Origin of the sequence: Mesorhizobium sp. M0590, from assembly GCF_040320905.1 — a bacterium.
Taxonomy (GTDB): domain Bacteria; phylum Pseudomonadota; class Alphaproteobacteria; order Rhizobiales; family Rhizobiaceae; genus Mesorhizobium.
The window spans coordinates 21765-34602 of the sequence record NZ_JAMYQN010000023.1 but is presented as its reverse complement, the minus strand read 5'-3'; the positions used below and the strand labels follow the sequence as shown (position 1 = coordinate 34602).

The window sequence follows — 12838 nt, the reverse complement described above, 5'->3', positions numbered from 1 at the left end:
ATTTGAGAGAACCAAGTCCCACGCAGTGGTTTCACATCGGAAACATTGCAGTCCTGCCGCGAGAAGCTGATTTACAAATACAACAAGATGATTAATATCGCCATAGGGCGCAAAATATTGTTTGTTCGCTATAGTTCGCTCCAGATGCCGGCAAAATCTCGATACAATAACTTCGTCGGCGTACCCACTCCAGCCTCACATACGACTGCGACGCCTATACTTGCGCTTTTCCATTGCCCGACATGCAGGCAGCGAGCCATTGCATCGCGGAGGCTGCATCCTCCAATATGGCGACCTGTTCCCCAAAGCAGAAAAAAGTCTTGCGCGCTGCGCTCGCAGGTATTCGTCCGTTGTATGCATCAAAGCACGCCCTGAGGGCGGCTTCGTAGATCCGGTCTCTGCGATCTTCTGGCCATTCGTTGAGAAAATCGATAGCATCCGCAGGACTGGCAATCTCTTGCACGATGTGCGCTGCACGCCTTACGAAAAGTGGGCTGCTGAAAGTCCCTGAGCTCATTCGTTCTTCCCGACCTGCTGAACCGCGCGTTTGCGTGAACAGGCGCCTTCTCCCGCCCACCTTTGCGGAAGGTGCTGTCACAGCGATAGCGGTTCAATGGCAAAGCAGCGGCGTTATGTCCTCGGTTTACCAGCGGGCCAATCCCTAACATCCTGCTGCGAGGGCGGCTCCCCGGATGATGAATCTACATCGTTTCGACCATTGCGAATCAACCTTTGATACTTCCTTCACGCGCCACCAGGAAGCGGCCACTGCTCGGCCACCGATTTCACAGCCAAAGAGAGGATGGCGAAACAGAAATAGCCCGCTTCGTTTCGAGATTACTGGTCATTTGGCGCAAAGCTTACGGCCGAGACGCGCCTGAAAATGCGCAAGCACCGCGGCAGCTCGCCAACAACGGACGGATCAACGGTCACGACGGCGGGATACCGCGCCGTAGATCTCGCTGGACGAACATCGCAACAATCCTGTCGAGACCTTTGTTGCTTTCAGCGGCGACCGCCACTATGAAGCGACGCTTCGCCGACTGTGTTTCACGCCGCCTGGAGAGTTTCATGACAGAAGAAGCCGAAAAAAACATCGACACCCTCATCGAGCTCACGGCCGATGTCGTCTCAGCCTATGTCTCCAACAATCCGATCCCGGTGGGGGATCTCCCTGCCCTCATCGGCCAAGTGCACGCGGCTCTGAAAGGGACGGCCCGAGGTGTCTCTACAGAAGAGCCGGTTGCCCTTACGCCTGCAGTCCCGATCAGGAAGTCGGTGACACCGGACTACCTCATCTCCCTTGAGGACGGGAAGAAATTCAAATCGCTAAAGCGCCATCTGTCGACCCACTATGGGCTGACGCCGGATGGATATCGGGCCAAATGGGGCCTGCCGGCGGATTATCCGATGGTCGCGCCGAACTACGCCGCGGCGCGCTCTTCATTGGCCAAGACGATGGGGCTCGGCCGCAAACCGAAAGCGCCAGAAGCGCCGGAGCCGGCGCCGACGAAGCGAACCCGCAAGAAGGTCGCGGCTTGATTTCGGCAATCGAGATTCGTTCTGGAGCGTTGCAGACATCGGCTTAATCTGCGCGTCATATAAAAAGGCGGGGCCAACCCCGCCTTTCAAACAACTTTGTTTCATGAGGAATTCGCGACGCCTGCAGCAATCTGCTGCCCTCAGTTTTTGCTCGCTCCTATCGAGCGGCCGTGAGGACCTCCGGACCTACGCGCCCACTCTTGCCAAGACGCAGGAGAATATTTCAACCAGCTTTGCTGAGGCTGCCAGCGGAAGATTTGCCGGTGCGGCGATCCTGCTCGATCTCATAGTTGATCTTCTGGCCGTCAGCGAGGGTCGAGAGGCCCGCGCGTTCGACAGCGGAAATGTGGACGAAAACATCCGGACCGCCATTGTCGGGCTGGATAAATCCAAACCCCTTGGTGCTGTTGAACCACTTTACCGTTCCAGTAGGCATATACGTGTTCCTCCTTAACAATTGCAACGTGGGCAGGCCATTAGGCCTGCCTGACTCATAGCCGAGACTTGGGTGCAGCAAAAAGCGAAAAATTGTTAAGCCCCGATCAGCTGGCGCACTCCATTTTGGCCGTAGTCGCCAGCAAGCACTGTCCTACACTACCGCTCGAGCATGGCCGGAAGCGCCCGATCCTTCCAACGCTCCTCAGCGCCACGTCTATGGCTGGTGCTTGGAGGCACGGGACGTAAGGCCGACCGCTGCTCGTGCCGCCAGGTCAAAGGCCGGGTAGTTCACGGAGCTACCTTCGTGCATAACGGCTTGGCAAGCGCTTGAAGGAGTTTCGAATTGGATTGTTTCAAGAGGGTCGAGGGGTTGATCGATGCCACCAGCGTGCAAGCGATCGATAACGCGCGCGTTTTGCTGGACCAAGGGCAAGTCAGAAACAATCGCCCAAGCGATCGACGACTTCCTACTTGATTTCATGACCTTGCTGTTTGTGGTAGAAGCTACCGCGAGCGGTTCCACAATCCGGCCATGCGGTTGGCGCGCATCAGATTGAGCAGGATCAGGCTGTTACTCACCCGATGCTCTTGACCTTAGGGACCACGCCGCCGGGGATGCGTTTGCAGCCGCAAAGAAGGCAAAATCTGTTTGCCGGCAAACCGAGCACAGCCAGGCGGTATTTACGCAGATGAATTCGATCGCGACCGCCAAATTCTTCTGTTTGGTACCCAGCGACGACGGCAAGCGCGGACAGCTTCCGTGCTGCTGTCCTCCAGCGACAAACGTGCCTGTATGCCCCCATCCACGGCGAGCTCGACGGTTGTTTCTTACGTTTGACCAAGGTCCCGCGCAAACACTCCCCTTTCCCGCAGCAACTCATCAGGCTCAACGGCCTCGCGGCACGCGCATTACGCCAGAAGCGCGCAACCGCATCGTTTTTTCCCGCCCGAGTCCTACGATCTTCGTTTTCCAGCGCCTCGCGGATATCGCCCAACTCGCCGATCTTTGATCAGATCCGTCTTCGCGCGCGAGCAGGCCCCGCGCTCGAGTTCGCTACGCTGCTCACGCCTCTGCCGTTCAGATCGACCCGGTCTTGCTGTCGAGAACAGGGTTCCGCTGGGGCGACCAACATCTCCATTCTCACCGTCAGTGCAGCGGCCATTCGAAGCGCATCCTATACCCCTCCCCCGGCAGCGCGCCCAATCGTCTTCCGAACGAAGAAGATATCCTCAGCCGCGCGCGTCGCGTTCGGCCCTGTCCGATGTCCGACAATGTCGGATGCGCAGCATGGCAGAGCTTGATTTGTCCACATGCCTCGAACGGTTCTGATCTGGCACGGTGCATGCTTGGTCATCCGCAAGGCGTCGCGGACCAAGGAGAATCCGTCCCATGATCACCTCACCAAGAAATACCGCCGCAGGTCTCCTGAGTGCATCCAAAGATGAGGCTCGAGTAAGGCCTGGCACCCTGAAGAGCTTATTCATCTGCCTCGGCGCTGCCCGCCGATCCTCCCACGGGGGGAAACGGGGACGCAGCGCCTTCATCAAAATGAGGAACAAATCACTTTGCCTCGAACCTTGCCTTTCGACCAGCCACCACAACCGAAGCCATCGATCGTCCGCCTGGCTGCGCAACGCGTTCATTGCCACCGCGCTGGCCCTGGTGACGACCGCTCCGGCTCTGGCCGCCACCGCCGGCGGCAAGGTGACGGATTTCCTGCTCGACAACGGCATGGAAGTGGTCGTCATCCCCGATCACCGCGCGCCGATCGTCACTCATATGGTCTGGTACAAGATCGGCAGCGCCGACGAGCCACCCGGCAAATCAGGCCTTGCCCATATCCTCAAGCATCTGATGTTCAAGGCGACGACTAACCACGCCGCCGGCGAGTTCGACCGAGCCGTCTCAGCCATCGGCGGCTACAACAACGCCTTCACCGCCTATGACTACACCACCTTCGTCGAGACGGTGGCGCCCTCGGCGTTGGGTGAGATGATGGGCTTCGAGGCCGATCGCATGTTCAACCTCATCCTCAACGACGATGATATCAAGACCGAGCGCGACGTGATCCTGGAGGAGCGCCGTTGGCGCAGAGAGACGAACCCGCAGGCTCTGCTGGACGAGGAGGTCAACGCGACGTTGCGGCAGAACCAGCCCTACCGCATTCCGGTCATCGGCTGGATGCAGGAGATGGAGAAGCTGAAAACCGACGCATTCACCATCTACAACAAATACTACCGACCGAACAACGCCGTGCTGGTGGTGGCCGGCGACGTAGAGCCGGAGACGGTGAAGGCGCTGGCCGAGAAGACCTATGGCAAGGTTGTGCGCGGGCCTGACCTGCCCCCGCGCAACCGCCCGGTCGAGCCGGAGCAGAACACCAGGCGCACAGTGACGCTGACCGATGCGCGCGTTTCGGTGCCGAGCTTTTCCACTCAATGGGTGGTGCCGTCCTATCATACGGCAGAGCCCGGCGAGGCCGAGGCGCTCGACCTGCTGGCCGAGATCCTCGGCGGCGGCAACCGCAGCCGGCTCTATCAGGAGCTTGTCGTCAAGCAAGGCATAGCCTCGGTGGCCGGCGCCTCCTTCCAGGGCACCATGCTAGACGACACCAGTTTCACCATCTCCGGCTCGCCGCGCGGCGATGCAAACCTCGTCGATCTCGAAGCGGCGGCCGTTGCCGAAGTCGCCCGGATCGCCAAGGATGGCGTCACCAGCGACGAGCTGGACAAGGCCAAAGACCGCTATATCCGCTCGGTGATTTTTGCGCACGACGAGCTGGACCACATCGCCAACATTTATGGCAAGACGCTCACCACCGGTGGCGATGTGAAGGACGTGCTCGAGAGGCCGGACCGCGTCCGCAAGGTCACCACCGACGAGGTCAAGGCGGTCGCCGCGCGTTATCTGGTGCTCGACCATTCGACGACAGGCTATCTTTTGCCGCAGCAACAGGCGGGGAATTGATCATGAGCTCCATCCCCATGCAAATGCGCCGGCCGGTCTTCCCTCGGCGCGCCTTCGCCACCCTGTTCCTCTCCATCCTCTTTCTCATCTTGCGGGCGCTCGCCCGGTAAACGGGATCTGTTTAAAGCCGCGAGGAGCGGTTTTCGCGGGCCTTGCCAGGCATTTGCCGGTTCAGGCGTCATTATTGGGGTGCGCTCCTCCTCAGGCCAGCCTCTCTTCGAGTGAACAGAGTCGCCGATTCGTGGTCCGCAGATTGTAGGCGCAGGCCACCAGCATCCACTCCGCGCGGCTGGCGAAGCCGATGTCCGTTGTTCAATCGTTCGACTAGTAGAACCGCGAGGCATCTTCTAGCGTATTCAGGTATTCTCCCTTTCCAGTTGGGTACCGTGGTCTACCAGCTGTCTGGCCGAGGCCCTATAAGGAACCCGGACGTCGCGGAGTACACACCGCACCTGCTATATATGCCTGCTGCGTTGAGGAGGAATCCGGTATTGCCCCTGTGCCTGCCGATGATCCGTCACCTGAGATCGCCTGACCTGTTTGGACCCATTGATCGCCAGCCGGCACTTGGCACGCGGACTAGCGAGCGAACGTTCGAGGTCCTCAACCCGTCGACTGGCGAAGTGCTGGCAGAACTACCCGACATGGGTGTCGAGGAGACATGCGCTGCGATCGACAAGGCCTATGTCGCTCAGCCTGGATGGGCAGGGTTGACCGCACGTGAGCGCAGCGACGTTCTATGGCGATGGCATCAGTTGATCATCGACCACGCCGACGATCTCGCCGAGATTCTCACCGCGGAGATGGGCAAGCCGCTTGCAGAAGCCAAGTCGGAGATATCGCATGCTGCGGCGTATCTGCAATGGTACGCCGAGGAGGCCAATCGCGTCTATGGCGAGACGATCTCCGCACCATCGATGGACCGCCGAATGCTGGTAATCAAGCAGCCCATCGGAGTTGTTGGCACGATAACGCCATGGAATTTCCCGGCCTCGATGGTGGCGCGCAAAATCTCGCCAGCCTTGGCGGCGGGCTGCACGATCGTCCTCAAGCCCGCTGAACAGACGCCGCTCGTGGCGGGAGCAATGTTCGCCCTCGCCCATCAGGCTGGCTTTCCCGAAGGCGTCGTCAACCTGATCTATGCGTCCGAAGGTGACGCGGTCGGCCGCGAACTTTGTACCAATCCCAAGGTCCGCAAGATCAGCTTCACCGGGTCGACTGAGATCGGGCGCCTTCTCATGCGCCAGTGCTCGGACCAGATCAAAAAAGTCAGCCTTGAGCTCGGCGGCAATGCACCTTTCATCGTCTTCGATGATGCCGATATCGATGCCGCGGTTGACGGTGCGATCCAGGCGAAGTTCCGCAATGCCGGCCAGACCTGCGTTTCGGCGAACCGCCTTTACGTCCAGTCGGGCGTTCACGACGAGTTCGTCGAGAAATTCGTGCAACGGGCTCGCCAACTTCAAGTTGGTGACGGTTTCGCTCCCGGAGTGGACATCGGACCGCTCATCGACAAGCACGCTTTGGCCAAGATCGAATCCCATATTGCCGATGCCGTCGCCAAAGGCGGCGCAATTCGATGCGGGGGCAAACGTATCGGCACGAATGGCACGTTTTTCCAACCGACAGTCCTGACCGGTGTCTCCAGCGAGATGACCGTCGCGCAAGAAGAGACATTCGGGCCGCTGGCACCGATTATTCGCTTCAAAGATGCAGATCAGGTCGTGCGTGAGGCCAACGACACAATTTACGGCCTCGCGGCCTACTTTTATGCCTCCAACCTGAAGCGGGTCTGGCGTGTGGCCGAGGCCTTGGAGTATGGAATGGTCGGGGTAAATACCGGCCGGATGTCTTCAGAAGCGGCGCCGTTCGGTGGGATAAAACAGTCCGGCATCGGGCGGGAGGGATCCCGCCATGGCCTCGAGGACTACCTCGAAATGAAATATCTCTGCATGGGCGGCATCTGAATTTTCGGCCTGCAGGGTTCACAGACCGGGTAACCTAGCGAGCGATCTCCAAAGTGTGAATTGTAGGATCGCTCCTCGATTGGGAACTGAGGGGCGGCTCCGTACCCGAGCAAACACGCAATCCTGAAGGAGCACCCTGGCTGGACTTATCTCTCGACGAGACTAGCGTCTGCATTGTCGGCGAAGACGGCGTGCATGTGATGGAGGATACGCTTGCGGGGATTTGGCGGCCCTCGCCGACTATCTTCAGACGACGGGCTGTCTTTGCGCGGGTCTGGTTGGAAGCTTGTGCACCATCGCGATCGTGAACGCTGGTTGTGTGCAATATCCGGTTTCTGGGGCAGAATTTTGAACCTGCTATCTTCCGATTGTCAGTAGCTCAGTTGTTCTTCGGCCGACTGCCGCGCCAGTACAGGCTCGGACAGAATCGAAGATACCATCAGGCAGGCATTCGCATTCGACATTTCCGGTGATCGGCGCACAATCCAGGGCGCGCCAGGGTTGACCAAGCGCCTCGAACCGCATGACAGTCTTGACCGGCTGGAGGACGGAAATCCCGCGATGCCGAAGAGGTTGGTCAGCGCAGTCGAGCCCACACGGCATTTGCGGCACGAAACAGCGCTGGGAAGCGATCGGCCGAGCGGTCCTCGAAGGCGCGGGCCAGGGTGTCGACGATGCGTTGGTTCAGGTCCGCCAATCTGGTCTCTACCGTCTGATAGCGGGTTCGGTCGCCAGTGACAGCGAGTAAAGATATTTGGCATCATCGGCTTTGATTGCCGCGCAGATCTGGTCGAGATTGGGATAGCTCACTGGTGCACCTGTGGGCTCATAGTGCTTCCTCCTCACCGAGATGAGGATTGCCGGAGTTGGGGTAGAACACCAGCACGGCTCCGAGATCAAAGCTCGTCCCGGGTGCAAGGCGCTGGACGGACCGGGGCCATGTTTCGGTTGAGACGCCATCGATGCCTCGCGCCACCGTGCTGGCGAATCGGGGCATCAGCGGAGCGAGTGTCGGTGCCAGGATCGCCGCGGCCGTCGTCTGAAGGGCTAGCGAAGTCCGATTGCGGGCGGGATAGAAACATCGCGCCGCCGCATAGTCTTGCGCCCGACGGTAGATCACGCAATCGCGCACGAAATCGCAGACCTGAGCGGCCGCGCGCCGGACCGAGAAGCCTTCGTCCGAATAGGCGCGCTCCATGGCCGCGCGATAGATCTCTATCCGAGCAAAGAAGGCGCGGTCGGCCGGACTCCAATCGCCTGCGTCGGGCACACGCCCGCCAAAATCCTGCTTGATTTCCTGGTTCAATGCATCGAGCCAGTTCAGCCAGATCCCTTGGAACACCTCGTTCTCGGTGCGGCGCAGCGCGTCCAGCGTGAAATCCGTCCGCTCACTTTCGGGGCGTGTCAGGCCCAAATGGAGGCGCATAACGTCGACCGTCTTTGGGCTCAGAACCTCCTTGCCCCAGACCGCATGGCGGCAGCTGGTTGAGAACTTCTTGCCGTCGAGCAGGTAGAACTCGTTGACGTGATAGTGGATGCGTGGCGTCCAGTGGGAGAAGACCTCGGCGTAAAGAGCGGGGTAGAGTAGCGCGTGGTAGAAGGAATTGTCGAAGCCGAAGAAATGGACAATCTGCCAGTCGTTGCCGGGCATGGCCGCCTTCCAGTCGCGACCCAGCGAGCGGCCGAGCGCCTGGATGTTGTAAAGAAAACCGAAGGCCATCTCCGGCCAGACCCAGATCACTTGCCCCGGGAACCCTTCGGCCGGCAGGCCCCAGTCCGAGGGGTGGGTAATGGGCACTGAAAAGTTGCCGCGTCGGCGTAGGCGCGCGAAGAGATCCGAGATCCGTAGCGGGACGCCCGACGCCCTTAGATGCCGGTCGATATTGTCGTAGCATCGGTCCAAGGCAAGTTCCGGGCGGCGGACGGAGCCGACCAGCGGCGCCTCGGCAGACTGCCGTGACCGGGCTGCACCCAAGTCGTGGCAAAGGTTTGGGGCGCCGCATTCCTCGCAGATGTTGCCACCGGCGGAGCCGCCGCAATCGGGGCAGAGGCCGCTAACATCCGGCTCGTAAAGATAGTGGCCTGTCACAGCATCGAAAAGCGCAGGGCTCTGGCGCAGATCTACCGCCGTGCTGCTCAGAAGACTGCGGAAACACGCGGCTTGAAACTCGCCGTAACCGTCATCGCCCATTGTGGGTTGGAAGCTGTGGACGTCACAATCGAGAAGTGCAAGCGTGGCGCGAATCTCGTCGGCGTAGTGGCGCGCCACGTTTGCAGGCGTCGATTGATCGGCATCGGCGCGTGTCGTGACGTAGCTCTGGTTGTCATCGCTTCCAGTGAGGTGATATGCTTCGACTCCTTTCATGCGCAGGAAACGAGTATAGACGTCGGCGCCGAAATAGGGGCCAGAAAGATGTCCCAGATGGAGATCGCCATTTGGCGTTGGCGGCGTGGAGAAGACGAAGATCGGCCCGCGTGGAGCCGTGGTCTTTGCAGCGGCATCAAGGGCGGCCTCGCCGTCTCGCCAGTAGACATCGACGAAATTTAGGTCTTCGTCCCCATCGTTGCGCAGCACATGCGCTTCAAAAGGGTGGAACAGAACGACATCGCCCGCCTCGACCGAGATTTCCCCACGGTCGGTCGTGACCTTGCCCGCGCCAGACAGGACCACGAAGGCCTCGATTTCGTCGTGCCGATGGGGCTCGGATGTAACGCCCGGTCCAACCTTTCCGAATGAAAACCCCGTGCGAGCGCTGCCCGTTCCAAGCGTGGCCGTGTCGATACCGAACGCCCGCGACAGCTCCGTTCGAGAAAACGTGTATTTGCGCATGACGAACCTAAGCTGTTGAAGCAGTGGGATCTTCGGCTGCCAACGCAACAGCCTCTTGTGCAAGTTGCGCAGAGAAGCGGCAGCCCAACCCGTTGGCGGCCCCGGCCAGAATAATGCGGCTCTGGGCCGCCAGGCGGGCGACGAGGGGGGCGCCAGTCGGGCTGTAGGCGTCATAGAAGACCGCCCTGCGACCACCTCCACAATCCACGTGCCGAAGCGTCGTAACGGGCTGCGGTCGATGCTCCGCGAGCCCGCAAATCAGAACGCCATACTCTCCGCGCATTTTTGAGCGGCCGATCAGTTTCGTGTGCATGCCTCCCTTGCTGCGTGAGCTCAATCGCGATAGAAAATGCCATTTGGGGGCTTGAGATTGTCGAGATCGGCCACTTTGCCCTCGGGTGGGTTAAGGGCGCGCTTAAGCACGTTATATTCAGCGCGGGTCGGTCCACCGGTTGAAGCACGCTGGAACACCAAGTAGAGTGTCCGCCGCGAACGATTGCTTTTGTTCGGTCGTGAGTAGTGCGGTGCGTAATCGTCGAAGATGAAGATGTCGCCAGCCTTCCATACTACGGGTTCCCAGGAGAACATTTCGGCGACTTGAGGATCGATCACCCCGCCGGCATCCATGGGAAACACCCCCTTCTTGTGGTTGCCGGGGCTGAAGAAAAGCCCGCCGTTTTCCGGGTCGGAGTCGTCGATGCCTATGGCAACCACCGCATGGACCATCCGGTCGGGGAGTTTGTGTGGAATGTGATAAATGTCCTGATGCGGGAGATAGCCGCCGCTGTCTGGGTAGTGGAAAATCAGCAACTCCTTGAGCCTGCGCGAATCTTCGCCAAGCAAATCCTCGACCGCTGACTTTATGCGCTGATCTTCTAAGAGCAAACGACGCAATGGATCATGGAAGTCGAGAAAATTCTCGATCTTGGAGATGATCTTTCGATTGTCCGTCGTCTTCTCGAACCACATGAGCCATTTGTCATCGCTGACATCCCAGCGTGACATATCTTCGACAAAAGTAGAGATATCTTCCTGAGCCGCTGGAGCGAAGAACCTTTCGAGCCTGACGTATCCGTCTTTCTGCCACTTTTCTCTTTGTGCATCAGTCAACATGCGAAAAGCCTCCTGTTGGAAAAACTGGTTGGTCGGACATCCCAATTAGGGCCGTCGGACGCTGGTCAACACGGAGACGGACTCACGTCATGTGGGACGGCGATGCTAAGTGCGTTCCGCTCCGGCGGATATTCTCCGCAGAAGCTCGGCGCGAGACTGCCTATGTCAGGCTCAGCCGGGTCCAGGGGTTCCGTAAACTGGGCCGGATCAATCGCTTCACCCGGTCCAGCCACGACACGCATCGCTAAAGGCCGGCACCATCCGCTGACCGCCGACCCAGCCATGGCCGCCAAGACCACGGCGCTCTTTCGAGTGAGCGACCTGGTACGGTCTTGACAACCGTAGGGGAAATGCACGCCCCCAGAATAATGCGATGCGCCGCTTGGTCCAAGGGCTTGTTCGGTCACGATTATTTCGGAGAAGCCTCCGGCCTTCGCCGCAGCGGAGGCGGACATCATTCCTAGGATGCCACCGCCGATGATCAAAAGTCTACGAGTCATATCCCGCTGCCCATTTCTTCGGCTGCGGGGGCGGGCCAGCTCTCGATCGAGGTATGGCTGATGAAGCCAGGATGCTCGCGGTTCGCGCATGGCGCGCGCCCAAGAAGGCTATCGAGGATGCGGCGCGCGCGCCAGGCCAGCAGGCTTAGGTTCGGATCGGCCAGGCCGCGCTGCCCGAGGCTCGCGTTTTGTACGAAGATGCGTCTGTCACCCGGTCCGTCCCAGCTCACCGAAAAATCCTCGCGAATAGCTAATTCATTGTCGATCTGCTCCAGCCGGTGCGCGATGGGTTCCAAGAAGTCTGGCACCGCGTTCTCGTAACCGGTGGCCAGGATGACGATGTCAGCCGTGACTTCTTCGACCTCGACCATGCCGTGCTGCAGGGTCAGCCTGTTACCCGCGCCGGCGTTGATGCAGTGCGAGACGGTGCAGCCCGGCCGCAGTGTGATGTCGGATCGGTTTGGCTCGAAAAATGCGTGGCGGTACAGCGCCTGATAGATCGCGCGCAACGTGCTTTCCGAAATGCCGTCCGAGGCAAGCACGAAACGCCGCAGGAGCAGCTTACGCTGCGACTCGCTCATCGCCGCGAAACGATCCGAAAAGCAGGGCATGAACAACTCGTTTGTGAACGGGCTGTTGTCCAGAGGCAGATAGTTTTCGCGCTGCGAGACCCAAGTGATCGAGGCAGGCCGCCGTTCGTTCGGCAGGCCGACAAGGTGCAACATCACCTCGGCTCCCGACTGGCCTCCGCCGACCACGCAGACATGCTTTCTCCGCACCTCAGGGTGGATGTGCAGTAAAACAGATGAGTGGAACAGGTTGCGTCCAATCCAGCCCTGAAACTGAGGTGGGATTTGCGCCTGCTTGCCAATGCCAACCACGACGTTTCTGGCGCCGAGAACCGCGTTATCGGTCCGCACCCGAAACGCGCCGTCAAAGCGGATTTCGTGCACGGTCTCGCCGCCACGGACAAGTGGGTTCCTGTGGAAGGCCCAGTTCAGGTACTGCTCAAACTCAGCTCTGAACACAGCCTCGAACTGTGCGTTCAGGAAGTGGTACAGACGCCCGTTCTCGTACAGGTAGTTTACGAAAGTGTAGGCTGATCGCGGATTCACCAGCGTGACCAGATCCTTGAAGTGGCTCACCTGGAGCTCTGAGGAATCGAAAGCGATGCCTGGATGCCAGCGGAAGTCGACCTGCCGATCCAGGAACAGTGCCCCTTGCCCAACTTGCTCGTGTATCTGACACGCAAGGCTCAAATTAGACGGCCCAGCACCGACCCCAACGCAAGATAACTCCACTTGCTTTCCTCCTATAGAGTCTTCCCACTAGGCGCTTGTTCGCGGCGAATATCGGCCATAGCCATTGGGCCCCCTCGCGGACGTTTCGATCCCCGGTGCCGACCGGATTTGCGAGAATTGTCCTGCGGGTTGTCGAATGTAGACCCGAGCATTCCAGCGCGGTGACAATCGACGGGTCA

Annotated in this window: 8 protein-coding genes; 3 read left to right on the top strand and 5 right to left on the bottom strand. The window is 59.6% G+C overall.

Going from position 1 to position 12838, the window contains the following annotated elements; genetic code table 11:
- Positions 1 to 214 precede the first annotated feature (214 nt).
- A complete protein-coding gene (locus tag NKI52_RS27805) occupies positions 215 to 517 on the bottom strand; it encodes a DUF982 domain-containing protein (RefSeq protein ID WP_352700366.1) in 303 nt (100 codons plus the stop codon).
- A 554-nt stretch (positions 518 to 1071) separates the two neighbouring features.
- On the opposite strand from NKI52_RS27805, the gene NKI52_RS27800 reads away from it, so the two are divergent.
- Positions 1072 to 1542 (top strand): Ros/MucR family transcriptional regulator, encoded by a 471-nt coding sequence (locus NKI52_RS27800; protein WP_352615682.1) that lies wholly within the window; start codon positions 1072 to 1074, stop codon positions 1540 to 1542.
- A 223-nt stretch (positions 1543 to 1765) separates the two neighbouring features.
- Here the strand turns inward: NKI52_RS27800 and NKI52_RS27795 are convergent, their stop codons facing one another.
- On the bottom strand, positions 1766 to 1978 hold the full coding sequence (locus NKI52_RS27795; protein ID WP_023679670.1) for a cold-shock protein: 213 nt from the start codon (positions 1976 to 1978) through the stop codon (positions 1766 to 1768).
- Positions 1979 to 3529: 1551 nt separating this feature from the next.
- Between NKI52_RS27795 and NKI52_RS27790 the strand changes: the two genes are divergently transcribed.
- On the top strand, positions 3530 to 4948 hold the full coding sequence (locus tag NKI52_RS27790; RefSeq protein WP_352700365.1) for a M16 family metallopeptidase: 1419 nt from the start codon (positions 3530 to 3532) through the stop codon (positions 4946 to 4948).
- Positions 4949 to 5457: 509 nt separating this feature from the next.
- Positions 5458 to 6915: an NAD-dependent succinate-semialdehyde dehydrogenase gene (locus tag NKI52_RS27785; protein WP_502897812.1), complete on the top strand. Its 1458-nt coding sequence runs from the start codon at positions 5458 to 5460 to the stop codon at positions 6913 to 6915.
- A gap of 826 nt (positions 6916 to 7741) precedes the next feature.
- Here the strand turns inward: NKI52_RS27785 and NKI52_RS27780 are convergent.
- The 3 genes from NKI52_RS27780 to NKI52_RS27770 all read right to left on the bottom strand — a co-directional run bounded on the left by NKI52_RS27780 (position 7742) and on the right by NKI52_RS27770 (position 12659).
- Positions 7742 to 9745, bottom strand: coding sequence for a class I tRNA ligase family protein (locus NKI52_RS27780; protein ID WP_352700364.1), 2004 nt, complete (start codon positions 9743 to 9745; stop codon positions 7742 to 7744).
- A 333-nt stretch (positions 9746 to 10078) separates the two neighbouring features.
- Positions 10079 to 10858, bottom strand: a complete 780-nt coding sequence (locus tag NKI52_RS27775) for a phytanoyl-CoA dioxygenase family protein (RefSeq protein ID WP_352694240.1) — start codon at positions 10856 to 10858, stop codon at positions 10079 to 10081.
- Positions 10859 to 11354: 496 nt separating this feature from the next.
- Positions 11355 to 12659: a lysine N(6)-hydroxylase/L-ornithine N(5)-oxygenase family protein gene (locus NKI52_RS27770; protein WP_352700363.1), complete on the bottom strand. Its 1305-nt coding sequence runs from the start codon at positions 12657 to 12659 to the stop codon at positions 11355 to 11357.
- Between the last annotated feature and the right edge of the window lie 179 nt (positions 12660 to 12838).